The organism is Stutzerimonas kunmingensis, assembly GCF_014764705.1.
GTDB lineage: Bacteria > Pseudomonadota > Gammaproteobacteria > Pseudomonadales > Pseudomonadaceae > Stutzerimonas.
The window spans coordinates 111,581-128,488 of record NZ_JACXXG010000006.1 but is presented as its reverse complement, the minus strand read 5'-3'; the positions used below and the strand labels follow the sequence as shown (position 1 = coordinate 128,488).

The 16,908-nt window shown below is 64.6% G+C and carries 14 protein-coding genes; 11 read left to right on the top strand and 3 right to left on the bottom strand.

Annotation, left to right across the window (positions count from 1 at the left end; translation table 11 throughout):
* The first annotated feature begins 118 nt into the window (after positions 1-118).
* The 7 genes from ectA to trhP all read left to right on the top strand — a co-directional run bounded on the left by ectA (position 119) and on the right by trhP (position 6,776).
* Positions 119-634 (top strand): diaminobutyrate acetyltransferase, encoded by a 516-nt coding sequence (ectA, locus tag IEG05_RS07820; protein ID WP_191121872.1) that lies wholly within the window; start codon positions 119-121, stop codon positions 632-634.
* On the top strand, positions 631-1,908 hold the full coding sequence (ectB, locus tag IEG05_RS07815; RefSeq protein WP_014822041.1) for a diaminobutyrate--2-oxoglutarate transaminase: 1,278 nt from the start codon (positions 631-633) through the stop codon (positions 1,906-1,908). The genes ectA and ectB overlap by 4 nt, the downstream gene beginning before the upstream one ends.
* 10 nt (positions 1,909-1,918) lie before the next feature.
* The gene (locus IEG05_RS07810) at positions 1,919-2,320 is read left to right on the top strand and encodes an ectoine synthase (protein ID WP_003297794.1); all 402 of its coding nucleotides are present in this window, start codon (positions 1,919-1,921) and stop codon (positions 2,318-2,320) included.
* 68 nt (positions 2,321-2,388) lie between these two features.
* Positions 2,389-3,297, top strand: coding sequence for an ectoine hydroxylase (thpD, locus tag IEG05_RS07805; RefSeq protein ID WP_191121871.1), 909 nt, complete (start codon positions 2,389-2,391; stop codon positions 3,295-3,297).
* A gap of 154 nt (positions 3,298-3,451) precedes the next feature.
* Positions 3,452-4,882 (top strand): aspartate kinase, encoded by a 1,431-nt coding sequence (locus IEG05_RS07800; protein ID WP_045666733.1) that lies wholly within the window; start codon positions 3,452-3,454, stop codon positions 4,880-4,882.
* Between the two features lie 174 nt (positions 4,883-5,056).
* Positions 5,057-5,275, top strand: a complete 219-nt coding sequence (locus tag IEG05_RS07795) for an HP1242/YdcH family protein (protein ID WP_041015392.1) — start codon at positions 5,057-5,059, stop codon at positions 5,273-5,275.
* A 127-nt stretch (positions 5,276-5,402) separates the two neighbouring features.
* Entirely contained in the window at positions 5,403-6,776 is a 1,374-nt protein-coding gene (gene trhP / locus IEG05_RS07790) for a prephenate-dependent tRNA uridine(34) hydroxylase TrhP (protein ID WP_023444810.1), read from the top strand.
* Between the two features lie 33 nt (positions 6,777-6,809).
* On the opposite strand, the gene IEG05_RS07785 is transcribed toward trhP, so the two are convergent.
* Positions 6,810-9,662 carry a putative bifunctional diguanylate cyclase/phosphodiesterase gene (locus IEG05_RS07785; RefSeq protein ID WP_191121857.1) on the bottom strand — a complete coding sequence of 951 codons (2,853 nt, stop codon included), beginning with the start codon at positions 9,660-9,662 and terminating at the stop codon, positions 6,810-6,812.
* A gap of 255 nt (positions 9,663-9,917) precedes the next feature.
* Between IEG05_RS07785 and uvrD the strand changes: the two genes are divergently transcribed.
* From uvrD to IEG05_RS07770, 3 genes are all read left to right on the top strand, one after another.
* Positions 9,918-12,107, top strand: a complete 2,190-nt coding sequence (uvrD, locus tag IEG05_RS07780; protein WP_191121856.1) for a DNA helicase II — start codon at positions 9,918-9,920, stop codon at positions 12,105-12,107.
* Between the two features lie 73 nt (positions 12,108-12,180).
* A complete protein-coding gene (locus tag IEG05_RS07775) occupies positions 12,181-13,284 on the top strand; it encodes a TRAP transporter substrate-binding protein (protein WP_046618092.1) in 1,104 nt (367 codons plus the stop codon).
* A 174-nt stretch (positions 13,285-13,458) separates the two neighbouring features.
* On the top strand, positions 13,459-14,301 hold the full coding sequence (locus IEG05_RS07770; protein WP_023444806.1) for a Tim44 domain-containing protein: 843 nt from the start codon (positions 13,459-13,461) through the stop codon (positions 14,299-14,301).
* A gap of 130 nt (positions 14,302-14,431) precedes the next feature.
* Here the strand turns inward: IEG05_RS07770 and IEG05_RS07765 are convergent, their stop codons facing one another.
* Together IEG05_RS07765 and IEG05_RS07760 are read right to left on the bottom strand one after the other, a co-directional pair.
* A complete protein-coding gene (locus IEG05_RS07765; RefSeq protein WP_191121855.1) occupies positions 14,432-15,382 on the bottom strand; it encodes an alpha/beta fold hydrolase in 951 nt (316 codons plus the stop codon).
* Between the two features lie 37 nt (positions 15,383-15,419).
* Positions 15,420-15,848, bottom strand: a complete 429-nt coding sequence (locus IEG05_RS07760) for an organic hydroperoxide resistance protein (protein ID WP_191121854.1) — start codon at positions 15,846-15,848, stop codon at positions 15,420-15,422.
* Between the two features lie 120 nt (positions 15,849-15,968).
* Here IEG05_RS07760 and IEG05_RS07755 point away from each other — a divergent pair, with 120 nt between their 5' ends.
* Entirely contained in the window at positions 15,969-16,805 is an 837-nt protein-coding gene (locus tag IEG05_RS07755) for an AraC family transcriptional regulator (RefSeq protein ID WP_191121853.1), read from the top strand.
* Positions 16,806-16,908 lie beyond the last annotated feature (103 nt).

Genomic DNA, 16,908 nt, shown 5'->3' with positions numbered 1-16,908 from the left:
GCGCTCTTAACTTCGCATATTCAGAAGTTCGGGTTGAGAAACTTCTCCGGATATGCCTACCCTAAAAAGGAATTCAATCAACAACCCCAAAGGCATTGTTTTGAGTTTCCCTACCGTAGTGCTCCGTCGCCCAACCGACGGCGACGGTTACAACCTGCATCAGCTGGTGGCGCGCTGCCAGCCCCTCGATACCAATTCGGTCTACTGCAACCTGCTGCAGTGCTCCGATTTCGCCGACACCGCCATCGCCGCAGAGAACGCCCAAGGCGAACTGGTTGGTTTCATCTCGGGTTACCGCCCCCCTGCCCGCCCGGACACCCTGTTCGTCTGGCAGGTCGCCGTCGATAGTTCGATGCGCGGTCAGGGCCTGGCCCTGCGCATGCTGCTGGCGCTGACGGCCCGTGTGGCCCGTGAGCACGACGTGCGCTTCATGGAAACCACCATTTCCCCGGACAACGCGGCGTCGCAGGCACTGTTCAAGCGGGCATTCGATCAACTGGGTGCCGACTGCACCACGCGCACGCTGTTTTCCCGCGCCGCGCACTTTGGCGGTCAGCACGAGGACGAGGTGCTCTACCGCGCCGGCCCATTCACCGTTTCCCATCTAGAAGAAGAGCTCAAGGAGCACGCATGAAAACTTTTGAACTGAACGAATCCAAGGTTCGTAGCTACTGCCGTTCCTTCCCCGTGGTCTTCAACCAGGCCCAGGGTGCCGAACTGGTCACCAGAGACGGCAAGCGTTACATCGACTTCCTCGCCGGTGCCGGCACGCTCAACTACGGGCACAACCACCCGGTACTCAAGCAGGCGCTGCTCGAGTACATCCAGAACGACGGCATCACCCATGGCCTGGACATGTACACCGCAGCCAAGGAGCGTTTCCTCGAAACCTTCAACCGCCTGATCCTCGAACCGCGCGGCATGGGCGACTACCGCATGCAGTTCACCGGCCCAACCGGCACCAACGCGGTCGAAGCGGCGATGAAGCTGGCGCGCAAGGTCACCGGGCGCAACAACATCATCAGCTTCACCAACGGCTTCCACGGCTGCAGCATCGGCGCGCTGGCCGCGACCGGCAACCAGCATCACCGCGGCGGCTCCGGCATCAGCCTCACCGATGTCAGCCGCATGCCGTACGCCAACTACTTCGGTGACAAGACCAACACCATCGGCATGATGGACAAGCTGCTCTCCGACCCCTCCAGCGGCATCGACAAGCCCGCCGCGGTGATCGTCGAGGTGGTGCAGGGCGAAGGCGGACTGAACACCGCGTCGACCGAGTGGATGCGCAAGCTCGAGAAGCTCTGCCGCAAGCACGAGATGCTGCTGATCGTCGATGACATCCAGGCCGGTTGCGGCCGCACCGGGACCTTCTTCAGCTTCGAGGAAATGGGCATCCATCCGGACATCGTGACCCTGTCCAAGTCGCTGTCCGGCTATGGCCTGCCATTCGCCATGGTGCTGCTGCGCCCCGAGCTGGACCAGTGGAAGCCGGGCGAGCACAACGGCACCTTCCGCGGCAACAACCATGCGTTCGTCACTGCTGCCGCAGCCGTCGAGCACTTCTGGCAGAACGACGAGTTCGCCAACAGCGTGAAGGCCAAGGGCAAGCGCATCGCCGACGGCATGCAGCGCATCGTCCGCCGCCACGGCCCGGATTCGCTGTTCCTCAAGGGCCGCGGGATGATGATCGGCATCAGCTGCCCGGATGGCGATATCGCCTCCGCCGTCTGCCGCCACGCCTTCGAGAACGGCCTGGTGATCGAAACCAGCGGCGCCCACAGCGAAGTGGTCAAGTGTCTCTGCCCGCTGATCATCAGCGAAGAGCAGATCGACCGCGCACTCGCCATCCTCGACAAGGCCTTCGCCGCCGTGATGAGCGAGCAGACCGAAAACCAAGCTTCCTGAGGTATTTGCAATGATCGTCAGAACCCTCGCCGAGTGCGAGCAGACCGACCGCAAGGTCCACAGCAAAACCGGCACCTGGGACAGCACCCGTCTGTTGCTCAAAGACGACAACATGGGTTTCTCGTTCCACATCACCACCATCTACGCCGGCACCGAAACGCACATCCACTACCAGAATCATCTGGAGTCGGTGTACTGCATGAGCGGCAACGGCGAGATCGAGACCATCGCCGACGGCAAGATCTACAAGATCGAACCCGGCACCCTGTACATCCTCGACAAGCACGACGAGCACCTGCTGCGCGGCGGTAGCGAGGACATGAAGATGGCCTGCGTCTTCAACCCGCCGCTCAACGGCAAGGAAGTACATGACGAGAGCGGCGTCTATCCGCTGGAGGCCGAAACCGTCTGATACCGGTTTACCGGGGCGGCCATGGAGCCGCCCCACCATCACAAGAAAAGGAGGTAAGCGTGAACCCTATGCAAGCCGACCTGTATCCCTCGCGCCAGGAAGACCAGCCCAGCTGGCAGGAACGCCTGGATCCGGTCGTCTACCGCAGCGACCTGGAGAATGCGCCGATAGCGGCGGAGCTGATCGAGCGTTTCGAGCGCGACGGCTACCTGGTCATCCCCAACCTGTTCAGCGCCGACGAAGTGGCGGTATTCCGCGCCGAACTCGAGCGCATGCGCCAGGACCCGGCCGTCGCCGGCTCCGGCAAGACCATCAAGGAACCCGACAGCGGCGCCGTCCGCTCGGTGTTCGACATCCACAGCGACAACGAACTGTTCGCCCGCGTGGCCGCCGATGAGCGCACCGCCGGCATCGCCCGTTACATTCTCGGCGGTGATCTGTACGTGCATCAGTCACGGATGAACTTCAAGCCCGGCTTCACCGGCAAGGAGTTCTACTGGCACTCGGATTTCGAAACCTGGCACGTCGAGGACGGCATGCCGCGCATGCGTTGCCTGTCCTGCTCGATCCTGCTGACCGACAACGAGCCGCACAACGGCCCGCTGATGCTCATGCCCGGCTCGCACAAGCACTACGTGCGCTGCGTCGGCGCCACGCCGGAGAACCACTACGAGAAGTCCCTGCGCAAGCAGGAGTTCGGTGTACCCGACCAGAACAGCCTGAGCGAGCTGGCCAGCCGCTTCGGCATCGAGTGCGCCACCGGCCCGGCCGGCAGCGTGGTGTTCTTCGATTGCAACACCATGCACGGCTCCAACGGCAACATCACACCCAGCGCGCGGAGCAATCTGTTCTACGTCTACAACCACGTGGATAATGCCGTGCAGCCGCCGTTCTGCGAGCAGAAACCCCGCCCGGCCTTCGTCGCCGAGCGCGAAAACTTCAAGCCGCTGGACATTCAGCCGCAACAGTATCTCTGAGGCGATCGGGCGCGTCTGATGACGGGCCCGATCCCCCGGCTTGGCCGATTGCTTATTGGCCCAGGGATGAACTCACTTCCAGCTCGTTGATCGACAGGTGCGCCAGCCGCGCCGGGCCCATCAACGGCCTGCCAGATTCGGACGCAATAAAAAGATGCATACCGTAGAAAAGATCGGCGGCACGTCGATGAGCCGCTTCGAGGAAGTCCTCGACAACATCTTCATCGGCCGCCGGGAAGGCGCAGCGCTGTACCAGCGCGTCTTCGTCGTCTCGGCCTATAGCGGCATGACCAATCTGCTGCTGGAACATAAGAAGACCGGCGAGCCCGGCGTCTACCAGCGTTTTGCCGATGCCCAGAGCGAAGGCGCTTGGCGCGAGGCGCTGGAAGGCGTGCGCCAGCGCATGCTGGCGAAGAACGCCGAGCTGTTCAGCTCCGAGTATGAGCTGCACGCTGCCAACCAATTCATCAATTCGCGCATCGACGACGCCAGCGAGTGCATGCACAGCCTGCAGAAGCTCTGCGCCTACGGCCACTTCCAGCTCTCCGAGCACCTGATGAAGGTGCGCGAGATGCTCGCCTCCCTCGGTGAAGCGCATAGCGCCTTCAACTCTGTGCTGGCACTCAAGCAGCGCGGCGTCAACGCGCGCCTGGCCGACCTCACCGGCTGGCAGCAGGAAGCGCCGCTGCCATTCGAGGAGATGATCGCCAGCCATTTTGCCGGCTTCGACCTGAGCCGCGAACTGGTGGTCGCCACCGGCTACACGCACTGCGCCGAAGGCCTGATGAACACCTACGACCGAGGCTACAGCGAGATCACCTTCGCACAGATCGCCGCCGCCACCGGCGCGCATGAAGCGATCATCCACAAGGAATTCCACCTCTCTTCCGCCGACCCGAACCTGGTCGGTGCCGACAAGGTGGTGACCATCGGCCGCACCAACTACGACGTCGCCGACCAGCTGTCGAACCTCGGCATGGAAGCGATCCACCCGCGCGCGGCCAAGACCCTGCGCCGTGCCGGTGTCGAGCTGCGCATCAAGAATGCCTTCGAGCCCGAGCACGGCGGCACGCTGATCAGCCAGGACTACAAGAGCGAGAAGCCCTGCGTGGAAATCATCGCCGGACGCAAGGATGTCTTCGGCATCGAGGTGTTCGACCAGGACATGCTCGGCGACATCAGCCACGACATGGAGATCAGCAAGCTGCTCAAGCAGCTCAAGCTCTACGTGGTGAACAAGGACTCCGATGCCAACAGCATCACCTACTACGCCTCCGGCTCGCGCAAGCTGATCAACCGCGCGGCGCGGCTGATCGAGGAGAAGTACCCGGCGGCCGAGGTCACGGTGCACAACCTAGCCATCGTCTCGGCGATCGGTTCGGACCTCAAGGTCAAGGGCATCCTGGCCAAGACCGTGGCGGCGCTCGCCGAAGCGGGCATCAGCATCCAGGCGATCCACCAGTCGATCCGTCAGGTGGAGATGCAGTGCGTGGTCAACGAAGAGGACTACGACGCCGCCATTGCCGCGCTGCACCGCGCGTTGATCGAGCCGGAAAACCACGGCGACGTGATCGCCGCGGCCTGATCCAGGCGCAAGACCGAAACGCCGGGCTCGTCCCGGCGTTTTGCTGTCCGGCTTCCCGACGGCGCATGACGCGGGTCAATACCACAGGCAAGCACCGGTACGACCATGGAAGCACGAGGCAGCTCGGCCCGAGCCGATCTGCCCAACCCGCTCATCCATGCCGCAGGAGTTGCCATGTTCCCCGAGTACCGCGACCTGATCACCCGCCTGAAGGCGGAAAACAAGACCTTTGCCCGCCTGTTCGACGAGCACAACGAGCTGGATCAACGGGTCAAGAACATCGAAGCGCACATCGTCCCGGGCACCGATAGCGAGGTCGAGACCCTGAAGAAGGAGAAGCTGCAGCTCAAGGACCGGCTCTACGCCATGCTCAAGGAAGCGCCCGCCGCCTGATCCTCGGCGCCCCGCTCAGGCGGGGCGCCATTGCGCCTCACCCCGAATATCGCAGACGACGCGCAATCGACCGCCGAGCGCAGTAAAATGCCGCGCTTCTTCGATGCCCTCCTGCGAGTCCCGCGCCATGAGCACCCCCTACCGCACCGAGCTGCTGTCGCCTGCCGGCACGCTGAAATCCATGCGCTATGCCTTCGCCTACGGCGCCGATGCGGTGTACGCCGGGCAGCCGCGCTACAGCCTGCGCGTGCGCAACAACGAGTTCGACCATGCCAACCTCAAGCTTGGCATCGACGAAGCACATGCACTGGGCAAGCAGTTCTACGTGGTGGTCAACATCGCCCCGCACAACGCCAAGCTGAAGACCTTCATCAAGGATCTGGAGCCGGTGGTGGCGATGGGACCGGATGCGCTGATCATGTCCGACCCCGGGCTGATCATGCTGGTGCGCCAGCACTTCCCGCAGCAGACCATCCACCTCTCGGTGCAGGCCAATGCGGTGAACTGGGCGACGGTGAAGTTCTGGGAGAGCCAGGGCGTCAGCCGCGTGATCCTCTCCCGCGAGCTGTCGCTGGAGGAGATTGGCGAGATCCGCGAACAGGTGCCAGGCATGGAGCTGGAAGTGTTCGTCCACGGCGCGCTGTGCATGGCCTATTCCGGCCGCTGCCTGCTGTCCGGCTACATCAACAAGCGCGACCCCAACCAGGGCAGCTGCACCAACGCCTGCCGCTGGGAGTACAAGACCCATGAGGCGAAGGAGAACGAAGTCGGCGACATCGTGCACAAGTACGAGCCGATCGTCGTGCAGCCGGCACAAACTCCCAGCCCCGACCCAACCCTCGGTATCGGCGCGCCGACCGATGAGGTATTCCTGCTCGAGGACAGCAGCCGTCCGGGCGAATTCATGTCCGCCTTCGAGGACGAGCACGGCACCTACATCATGAACTCCAAGGACCTGCGCGCCGTGCAGCACGTCGAGCGCCTGGTGCAGATGGGCGTGCACTCGCTGAAGATCGAAGGCCGCACCAAGAGCCACTACTACGTGGCGCGCACTGCGCAGGTCTACCGCAAGGCCATTGACGACGCCCTCGCCGACCGGCCATTCGACAAGTCGCTGATGGATACCCTCGAATCGCTGGCCCACCGCGGCTACACCGAGGGCTTCCTGCGCCGCCATGTGCACGACGAATACCAGAACTACGAGCGCGGCTTCTCGCTCTCCGAGCGTCAGCAGTTCGTCGGCGAGCTGACCGGCGAACGCCGCAACGGCCTGGCCGAGGTGACGGTGAAGAACCGCTTCGCGGTTGGCGACAGGCTGGAACTGATGACGCCGCAGGGCAACCTCAACCTGCGCCTGGAGCAGCTGGAGAACAAGCGCGGCGAAGCCATCGAGGTGGCTCCGGGCGACGGTCACACGGTCTACCTGCCGGTGCCGGAAGACGTCGATCTGCGCTACGCGCTGCTGATGCGCGAGCTCGAAGGCAGCACCACCCGCGGCTGACGCCGCTACGGGCGGCGCGTTACCGCGTCGCCGCTAGCGCAGTAATTCGGCGAACTGCTCGGCCGGCACCGGCGGGCTGAGCAGGTAGCCCTGAATCTCGTCGCACTGGTTGGCCTTGAGGAAATCCATCTGCGCCTGGGTTTCCACCCCCTCGGCCACCACCTTGCGCTCCAGGCTGTGGACCATGGCGATGATCGCCCGGGTAATCGCCGCATCCTGACTGGAATGCTCCAGCTCACTGATGAACGAGCGGTCGATCTTCACGTAGTCCACCGGGAAGCGCTTGAGGTAACTCAGCGACGAGAAGCCGGTGCCGAAGTCGTCGATCGCCAGCCTGACTCCTAGCGCGCGAAGTTGCTCGCTGATGCTGATGGCATTGTCGATATCGTCCAGCAACTGGCTCTCGGTCAGCTCCAGCTCCAGCATGGTCGCCGGCAGGCCGGTTTCCTCGAGCACCTGGCGCACCAGGCTGACGAAGTTGCCCTGCCGCAGCTGCTTGACCGAGAGGTTCACCGACACGCGAATCTCCGCCAGCCCGTCCTGCTGCCACTGGCGTGCCTGGCGGCAGGCCTCGCGCAGGACGAACTCACCGAGCGGAATGATCAAACCGGTTTCTTCCGCCAGCGGAATGAAGTGCGCCGGCGCGACCAGCCCGCGCTGCGGATGACGCCAGCGCACCAGCGCTTCGGCGGCCTCCAGAGCATCGTCGGCCAAGCTCAGACGTGGCTGATAGAAGACTTCCAGCTGGCCGACTTCCAGCGCCTTGCGCAGCTGATTCTCCAGCTGCAGGTACTGCATGCTCGACGCCTGCGGCCGGTCGGTGAAGAACTGCAGCGTGTTGCCGCCCAGATGCTTGGCCTGCTGCATGGCCATGTTCGCCTGGCGCAGCAGCACTTCCGCGTCACGGCTGTTGTCCGGCATCAGGCTGACACCGATGGAGGCGCTGATGACCAGCTCCTGCTCATCGATGATCAGCGGCTTGCGGATTCGCTGCAGCAGCCGGCTGCCCAGATGCGCGAGGCTACTGAGGCTGCCGTAGGCGTCGAACAGCACGACGAACTCGTCGCCGGACAGCCGCGCGATGGTGTCAGCATCTGCCAGGGTCTGGGTGATGCGCCGCGACATCTCGCGCAGCAATGCGTCGGCGGCCTCGTGCCCGAGGCTTTCGTTGAGCAGCTTGAAGCGGTCCAGATCGATGTAGAGCACCGCCATGTTGCGGCCGTTGCGACGCACCCGCTGGCAGGCCTCGTGCAGACGCTCCTTGAGCAGGCCGCGGTTGGCCAGCCCGGTGAGGTCGTCGTAATGGGTCAGGTAGCGCAGACGCTCTTCGATCTTGCGCCGCACGCTGAGGTCGGAGATGAACGCGACCACATGGGTGACGCTGTCGTTGGCATCGCGCACTTCGCGCAGCTGTACCCACTGCGGGTAGACCTCGCCGCTCTTGCGGGTCTCGATCAGCTCGCCCTGCCAGTGACCGTGCAGTTCCAGCGCTTCACGCATGGTCTGGTACTGGCGCTGACTCTCCGGCGAACCGGCGATGCGCGCTACGCTGTGCCCGAGCAATTCCTCGCGGCTGTAGCCGGACAGCGCGCAGCAGGCGTCGTTGACCGCCAGCACGCGGTAGTGATCGTTCATGATCACCATGCCTTCGCTGGCCGCCTCGAACACCGTCGCTGCCAGGCGCTGCTGTTCGGCCTGGCGGCGCAGCTCGCTGATGTCGCGACGGGTGCCGATCATGCGCAGGGCACGGCCAGCGGCGTCACGCTGGATCACCCGGCCGCGATCCTCGAGCCAGATTTCGCTGCCGTCGGCGCGCAATGCACGGTACTCGACGGCGAACTGTTCGGATTCGCCCTTCAGGTGCGCGATCAGGATCGCGCGCACGCCTTCCAGATCCTTGGGATGGATGTCCGGCAACGGCGAGCCATCCTCGTCGTAGCGGTGCTGCCGGCCGATGCCGAACACCACCTCCAGACGGGAATGATGAACATGGTTGTTCTGCAGATCCCAGTCCCACAGGCCGAGGCCACTGGCGTCCAGCGCTAGATTCAGCCGCGCCTCGCTTTCCCCCAGCTCTTCGGCGAGCTGCGCGAGTTCCGCGGTGCGCTCGGCGACGCGCTGCTCGAGGCCATCGTAGGCACTGCGCAGCTGCTTTTCGGCATGGCGACGTTGCTCGACTTCCGAGGCCAAACGGCGATTGAGCTGGTCGGCTTCGCGGCCGGCGCTTTCCAGCCGCTCGATCAGCTGCTGCTTATGCAGCCGCTGTTCGAGCCCGTCGTTCACCAGCCGGCTGATCTGCCAGCCGATCAGGCTGAGGGTGGCCAGCACGATCATCGCCAGCAAACCCCAGCCCTGCTGCAGCGGGTGGCCGCTGGTCATCAGCAATAGGCCGGTGGGCAACAGACTGGGCACGGCGAAACTGAAGAAGGCGGGCAGGCAGACCCCGTAAGCGACGCTCGCGGCCACGACGACCGAACCGATCAGCCCGTACAGCAGCGCTTGGGTGACGAAGACATCGGCCGGCACCAGCACGACCATGGCGTAGCACAGGCTCAGCGCAGACGCGCCACTGCCGAGCAGAAAGCGCCAGCGCCAGCACGGCGCGGCCTGCGCCTCGGGGCTGGCTCGGTTGAAGGCGAATATCTGCTGCAAGCGCAACAGTGCCAGCGCGCCCATCCAGCCAAGCCACAGCCCGAGCTCGACACCGCCCTGCTCGCCCCAGAGCACCACACCGAGGACCAGCGTAGCCAGCAGCAATAGCCAGGCGGGCACGCGCGAACCTCGATACAGCAGCCGGGTACGCTCGGCAGCATAATCGGCCGCCGAGGCCCCGCTGGATAATGGCTGTGTTGATGCCGGGCAGGCGGCTCGGATGGAATCGGTCATGAATATTGTTCTAGTAATAACTGCACCTAAAACAGGCTCCCTCGGAACCATACCACCGTCGATAATGGCACGTTGATGGCGTCGCGTCATACCATGGTGCGTCGGAAAAACGGCGATCGGTACTCCAGCCGACCAGCGGAAGGTTCCACCAGGCGCGATCGACCAGAACCGCGCCCGCGCCGGTTTGCCGCAGACTGCGCTTTCGAATGGACCGCAGGGCGAGCGCAGCGCAGGCATTTCCAATAGAATGCCGCGATGCATGACGATCTCTCTCTCCTCCTGAATTCCCTCAACGATGCTCAGCGCCAGGCCGTGGCCGCGCCGCTTGGCCGCCAGCTGGTATTGGCTGGCGCCGGCTCGGGCAAGACCCGCGTTCTGGTGCACCGTATCGCGTGGCTGCACCAGGTCGAACGCGCCTCGCTGCACTCGATCCTGTCGGTGACCTTCACCAACAAGGCTGCCGCCGAGATGCGCCAGCGCATCGAGCAGCTGCTGCACGTGAACCCGCAGGGCATGTGGGTGGGCACCTTTCACGGCCTGGCCCACCGCCTGCTGCGCGCGCACTGGCAGGAGGCCAAGCTGGCGCAGAACTTCCAGATCCTCGATTCCGACGACCAGCAGCGGCTGGTCAAGCGGGTGATCCGCGAACTCGGCCTCGACGAGCAACGCTGGCCAGCGCGCCAGGCGCAGTGGTGGATCAACGCGCAGAAGGACGAAGGCCTGCGTCCGCGCAACATCCAGGCCGGCGGTGATCTGTTCCTCGCCACCCAGCTGAAGATCTACGAAGCCTATGAAGAGGCCTGCGCCCGCGCCGGGGTGATCGACTTCTCCGAGCTGCTGCTGCGCGCCCTGGACCTGTGGCGCGACCACCCGGGCCTGCTCGATCACTACCAGCGGCGTTTCCGCCACGTGCTGGTGGACGAGTTCCAGGACACCAACGCCGTGCAGTACGCCTGGCTGCGGCTGCTGGCCAAGGGCGGCGAGAGCCTGATGGTGGTCGGCGACGACGACCAGTCTATCTACGGCTGGCGCGGCGCGCGGATCGAGAACCTGCACCAGTTCAGCCAGGACTTCCCCGACGCCGAAACCATCCGCCTGGAGCAGAACTACCGCTCCACCGCCTGCATCCTCAAGGCCGCCAACGCGCTGATCGCCAACAACCAGGGCCGTCTCGGCAAGGAGCTCTGGACTTCCGGCTGCGAGGGTGAGCCGATCAGCCTGTACGCCGCGTTCAACGAGCACGACGAAGCGCGCTACGTGGTCGAGAGCATCGAGAAGGCCATCCGCGACGGCATGAGCCGCAGCGAGATCGCCATCCTCTACCGCTCCAACGCCCAGTCGCGGGTGCTGGAAGAGGCGCTGCTGCGCGAGAAGATTCCCTACCGCATCTACGGCGGCCAGCGCTTCTTCGAGCGCGCCGAGATCAAGAACGCCATGGCCTACCTGCGCCTGATCCAGACCCGCGACAACGACGCGGCGCTGGAACGGGTGATCAACGTGCCGGCGCGCGGCATCGGCGAGAAGACCGTCGAAGCACTGCGCCAGCTGGCGCGTGATCAGGGCCTGTCGATGTGGGCGGCGCTGCATCAGGCGGTCGGTATCAAGGCGGTTTCCGGCCGCGCTGCCAGCGCGCTGAACGCCTTTGTCGAGCTGGTCGATACCCTGGCGCTGAAGGTCGAAGGCATGCAGCTGCACAGCATGGCGCAGCTGGTCATCGAGCAGTCCGGGCTGCTTGCCTATCACCGCGACGAAAAGGGCGAGAAAGCCCAGGCGCGGGTGGAAAACCTCGAGGAACTGGTCTCCGCCGCGCGCGCCTTCGACAGCTACAGCGAAGAGGACGACGACGTCCAGTCACCGCTGGCGGCCTTTCTCGACCACGCCTCGCTGGAGGCCGGCGAACAGCAGGCCGGCGACCACGAGGACAGCGTGCAGCTGATGACGCTGCACAGCGCCAAAGGCCTGGAGTTCCCGCTGGTGTTCCTGGTCGGCATGGAAGAAGGCCTGTTCCCGCACAAGATGAGCCTGGAGGAATCCGGCCGTCTGGAAGAAGAACGCCGCCTGGCCTACGTCGGCATCACCCGCGCCATGCAGCAGCTGGTGATCACCTACGCCGAAACGCGCCGGCTGTACGGCAGCGAAACCTATAACAAGATCTCGCGTTTCGTCCGCGAAGTGCCGCCGGCACTGATCCAGGAAGTACGTCTGAGCAATACCGTGACGCGCTCGTTCAGCGGCAAGAGCATGAGCGGCTCGTCGCTGTTCGACGGCGCCGGCGTGCCGGAAACGCCGTTCAGCCTCGGCCAGCGTGTACGCCACTCGCTGTTCGGCGAAGGCACCATCCTCAACTTCGAAGGCTCCGGCGCCCAGGCCCGGGTGCAGGTGAATTTCGAGGATGAGGGCAGCAAATGGCTGATGCTCAGCTACGCAAAACTTGAAGCCCTGTGAGGTTGACGCTAACGTCAACCCGTCATACCGACAAGCCATTCCTATAAGAAGAGTCTTCCAAGGATACCGACCCATGAAACGCCGCCATCTGTTCGGTGCTGCCGCAGCCTTGCTTGCCACCCTCGGCCTCGCCGGTTGCAACGACGACAAGAAAGTCGAAACCACAGGCCAGCAGGCCGCCAGCGAACCCGCCAAGACCTACACTTGGAAGATGGTCACCGCCTGGCCGAAGAACTACCCGGGCCTGGGCACCGCCGCCGAACGCCTGGCCGATCGCGTCAAGGTGATGAGCGACGGTCGCCTGACCATCAAGGTCTACGCCGCCGGCGAGCTGGTCCCGGCGCTGGAAGTGTTCGATGCCGTTTCCCGCGGCACCGCCGAATTGGGCCACGGCGCCGCCTACTACTGGAAGGGCAAGGTGCCCACCGCGCAGTTCTTCACCTCGGTTCCGTTCGGCCTGTCCGCCATCGAGATGAACGCCTGGCTGAGCAAGGGCGAAGGCCAGAAGTTCTGGGAAGAGGCCTATGCACCTTTCGGCGTGAAGCCGATGGTGGTCGGCAACACCGGCATGCAGATGGGCGGCTGGTACAACAAGGAAATCAGTTCGCTGGACGACCTGCGCGGGCTGAAGATCCGCATGCCGGGCCTCGGCGGCGAAGTGCTGGCGCGTCTCGGCGCGACCACCGTGAATCTGCCCGGCGGCGAGGTGTTCACCGCACTGCAGACCGGCGCGATCGACGCGACCGACTGGGTCAGCCCGTACAACGACCTGGCCTTCGGCCTGCACAAGGCCGCCAAGTATTACTACTACCCAGGCTGGCAGGAGCCGCAGGCGGTGCTGGAGCTGCTGGTGAACCAGAAGGCGATGGACACCCTGCCCGAGGACCTGCAGGCGATCCTCACCGAGGCGACCCGTGCGGCCAGCCGCGACATGATGGATGACTACGTCTACAACAACGCCCTGGCGCTGGACCAGCTCAAGCAGCAAGGCGTGGAACTCAAGCGCTTCCCCGACGAAGTGCTCGGCGCCATGCAGGAGCAGTCGGAGCTGGTGCTCGGCGAGCTGGCCGAACAGAGCGAGCTTAACGGCCGCATCTGGGCGTCGATGAAAGCCTTCCAGGAACAGGTCAAGCCGATGCACGAGATCTCCGAGAAGGAGCTGTACAACTGGCGCTAAACCCGCTGCAGCACAGAACGGAGCCGTCAGGCTCCGTTTTCGCATCTTGCCCAGCGCTGACCTGGCGCGACCAACGGTCGCAAGCAAAAGCCGGTAACATACTGCCCCTGGCCAACCCCTGCCTGCCTCGGCAGGATGGCGCGCGTACTCCACTCTTTTTAGCGGGAACACTCAATGCAACGTGTGCTTAGCATCTTCATGGCGCTGTGTATCAGCCTGACCTTCGCGCTCGACGCCCACGCCAAGCGTTTCGGCGGCGGCAAGAGCTTCGGCTCGGCGCCCAGCCACCAGACCCGCCAGGCGCCCCAGCAGACCCAGGCCGCACCGAATCAGGCTGGCCGTCAGACGCCCGCTGCCGCCAGCGGTGCCTCGCGCTGGCTCGGCCCGCTGGCCGGTCTGGCCGCCGGTGGCCTGCTCGCCTCGATGTTCATGGGCGACGGCTTCGAGGGCATCCAGTTCATGGATATTCTGATCTTCGGCCTGATCGCGTTCCTGCTGTTCCGCTTCCTCGCCGCCCGCCGTCGCCAGCAGCAGCCTGCCATGGCCGGCCATGCGCCGATGCAGCGTGACATGCCGCAGCAGCCGTCGACCTCCATCTTCGGTGGCAGCGCCGCCCCGGCCGCCGCCGCTCCGGTGATCAACGCCCCGGCCTGGTTCAACGAGCAGAGCTTCGTCGCCGCAGCCCGCGAGCATTTCCTCTCGCTGCAGCAGCACTGGGACGCCAACGAGATGGACAAGATCTCCGAGTTCGTCACCCCGCAGCTGCTGGGCTTCCTCAAGCAGGAGCGCGCCGAGATCGGTGATGCCTATCAGTCGACCTACATCGACGACCTGCAAATCCAGCTCGACGGCGTCGACGACGATGCCGAGAAGACCACCGCGACCCTGACCTTCACCGGCACCGCGAAGACTTCGCGCTTCGACCAGGGCGAGCCGTTCAGCGAAAGCTGGCGCATGGAACGTGCCCAGGGCGAGAACCAGCCTTGGCTGGTCGCTGGTATCCGCCAGAACGCCTGATCGGCGTCGTGTAGAAAATCTGGTCTGCCTGAGCGCAGTCCACAGACAAACCCCGCCATCTGGCGGGGTTTGTCGTTTCTGAGCGGCAAGTGACGCGGTGCTGCGAGCCGCTCGATAAAGCCGCTGCGCATCACTCCTTGAGAAAGGCCAGCAGATCGTTGTTGAAGCGCTCCTTGTGGGTGTCGGTCAGGCCGTGCGGCGCGCCGGGATAGACGATCAGCTGCGCGCCCTCGATCAGCGCGGCGGAGGCCTTGCCCGAGCTGTCCAGCGGCACGATCTGGTCATCGTCGCCGTGGATCACCAGCGTCGGCACGTCGAACTTCTTCAGGTCGCCGCGAAAGTCGGTGGCCGAGAAGGCGGCAATGGAGTCGTAGGTATTCTTGTGCCCGGCCTGCAGACCCTGGGCGCGCCAATTGTCGATCAACCCCTGGGAAACCTTGGCTCCCGGTCGATTGAAGCCGTAGAACGGGCCGGAGGCGAGGTCGAGGTACAGCTGCGCGCGATCCTCCAGCGATGCCTTGCGGATGCCGTCGAACACTTCCAGCGGCAGCCCGCCCGGGTTATCCGCGGTTTTCAACATCATCGGCGGCACGGCGCTGACCAGTACGGCCTTCTTCACCCGCTCGGTGCCGTGGCGACCGATGTAGCGGGCCACCTCGCCGCCACCGGTGGAGAAACCCACCAGGGTGACATCCTTCAGGTCCAGCGCCTCGATCACCGCGGCCAGGTCGTCGGCGTAGTGATCCATGTCGTTGCCTTCCCACGGCTGGCTGGAGCGGCCGTGGCCGCGGCGGTCGTGAGCGACCACGCGGTAGCCCTCGGATGCGAGGAACAGCATTTGCGATTCCCAGCTGTCCGAGTTGAGCGGCCAGCCATGGCTGAAGGTGACCACCGGGCCGTCCTTCGGGCCCCAGTCCTTGTAGTACAGCTGCACGCCGTCGGCCGTGGTGATGGTGCTGGCGGTGCGGGCGCTGGCGATACTGGATGTCGGTTGCGTGGGCTGCTCCAGCTGCGCGGCGAAGGCCGGCTGCAGCGCGATGGCCAGCAGCGGGAGGGTGAAGCTACGGATGATGACATTCATGGCGTGTGTCTCCTGTGCGTAGGTACGGTGGGCTGGATCAGTCGGCGAGGATCAGGGTTACGTCGATGTTGCCGCGGGTGGCATTGGAGTACGGGCAGACCAAGTGGGCCTGGTCGACCAGCCCTTGCAATACGTCGCGGGCAATGCCGGGCGCGCTGACGGTCAGCTCGGCCTCGATACCGAAACCGGTGGGGATCTGGCCGATGCCGACCTTGCCGGTGATGCGGGTGTCGGCCGGCAGGGCGACCTTCTGCTTGCCGGCGACGAACTTCAGCGCGCCGAGAAAGCAGGCCGAGTAGCCAGCAGCGAACAGCTGCTCCGGGTTGGTGCCGGGGCCGCCAGCGCCGCCCAGTTCACGCGGGGTGGACAGTTGCACATCGAGCGCCTCATCGGAGGAGCTGGCGCGGCCTTCACGGCCACCGGTGGCGGTTGCAGTGGCGGTGTAGAGAATCTTTTCGATGGTCATGGCTAGAGTTCCTGTTCTGTTGGTAGGCCCAGGGCGTTGTTGCCCGGTGAACGCTATTCTGCTCACCAGGAAAAACTATTGGTGACGTAGAATCCGGAAAACATGACCAGGAGTACGAAAATGGCCGACCGGCTTGCCGCGCTGATGACCCACTTCCCGATGAGCGCACAGGTGTTCAACACCGGGCCGCTGTGCGGCATCAACACCCTGCAAAGCGATGGCGTGCACGGGCAATTGCATCTGGTACGCAGCGGCACGCTCGAGGTGCGCTATGGCAGGGAATCGCTGCAGGTCGAGCGACCGAGTTTGCTGCTGTTTCCGCGACCACTGACGCACCGTTTCCTCATCGCCTCCGCGCAGAACGCCGACATGGTCTGCGCGAACCTGGCGTTCGAAGGCGGTACCAGCAACCCAATCGCCTCGGCGCTGGCCGATGTCGTCTGCCTGCCGCTGGACCAGGTCTGGGGCGCCGAGCCGATCCTCTCGCTGCTGTTCGAGGAAGCCTTCGAACAACGCTGCGGACGCGTGGCATTGGTCGAGCGGCTGCTCGAAGTGGTGATGATCCAGGTCCTGCGTCAGCTGATGGAAAGTGACGAGGTGAGTGGCGGACTGCTCTCCGGGCTGGCGCACCCGCGCCTGCGCAACGCGCTGGTGGCGATGCACGAAGCGCCGGCGCAGGACTGGACCCTCGAGGGGCTGGCCAGCGTCGCCGGAATGTCGCGCAGCGTGTTCGCCACGGCCTTCCGCGAAACGGTCGGCACCACGCCGGGCCAGTATCTGCAGGGCTGGCGCGTCCGCCTGGCGCAGAAGGCTCTGCGTCGAGGCCGCTCCCTGAAGGTGATCGCGACCGAGGTTGGCTACGGTAGCGAAGCCGCATTCTCCCGGGCGTTCAAGGCGCACGCCGGGCAATCGCCCCGGGAGTGGAGAAAGCAGCTGGCCGCGGCCGCCGATGCCTGAATGCCCGCCCAGACCAGGCTCGTTCGTCGGTACGCCGCAAGGCAGCGGAACGCGGATTAGTCTTTCACTTTGCCCATTCTTGACTAAGCTGCTAAGCAGACGC

What these genes read in the sequence shown, in the direction of transcription:
- ectB (WP_014822041.1), top strand. Translation starts at nt 631, where the DNA reads ATGAAAACTTTTGAACTGAACGAATCCAAGGTTCGTAGCTACTGCCGT.
- IEG05_RS07810 (WP_003297794.1), top strand. Translation starts at nt 1,919, where the DNA reads ATGATCGTCAGAACCCTCGCCGAGTGCGAGCAGACCGACCGCAAGGTC.
- thpD (WP_191121871.1), top strand. Translation starts at nt 2,389, where the DNA reads ATGCAAGCCGACCTGTATCCCTCGCGCCAGGAAGACCAGCCCAGCTGG.
- IEG05_RS07800 (WP_045666733.1), top strand. Translation starts at nt 3,452, where the DNA reads ATGCATACCGTAGAAAAGATCGGCGGCACGTCGATGAGCCGCTTCGAG.
- IEG05_RS07795 (WP_041015392.1), top strand. Translation starts at nt 5,057, where the DNA reads ATGTTCCCCGAGTACCGCGACCTGATCACCCGCCTGAAGGCGGAAAAC.
- trhP (WP_023444810.1), top strand. Translation starts at nt 5,403, where the DNA reads ATGAGCACCCCCTACCGCACCGAGCTGCTGTCGCCTGCCGGCACGCTG.
- IEG05_RS07785 (WP_191121857.1), bottom strand. Translation starts at nt 9,662, where the DNA reads ATGACCGATTCCATCCGAGCCGCCTGCCCGGCATCAACACAGCCATTA.
- uvrD (WP_191121856.1), top strand. Translation starts at nt 9,918, where the DNA reads ATGCATGACGATCTCTCTCTCCTCCTGAATTCCCTCAACGATGCTCAG.
- IEG05_RS07775 (WP_046618092.1), top strand. Translation starts at nt 12,181, where the DNA reads ATGAAACGCCGCCATCTGTTCGGTGCTGCCGCAGCCTTGCTTGCCACC.
- IEG05_RS07770 (WP_023444806.1), top strand. Translation starts at nt 13,459, where the DNA reads ATGCAACGTGTGCTTAGCATCTTCATGGCGCTGTGTATCAGCCTGACC.
- IEG05_RS07765 (WP_191121855.1), bottom strand. Translation starts at nt 15,382, where the DNA reads ATGAATGTCATCATCCGTAGCTTCACCCTCCCGCTGCTGGCCATCGCG.
- IEG05_RS07760 (WP_191121854.1), bottom strand. Translation starts at nt 15,848, where the DNA reads ATGACCATCGAAAAGATTCTCTACACCGCCACTGCAACCGCCACCGGT.
- IEG05_RS07755 (WP_191121853.1), top strand. Translation starts at nt 15,969, where the DNA reads ATGGCCGACCGGCTTGCCGCGCTGATGACCCACTTCCCGATGAGCGCA.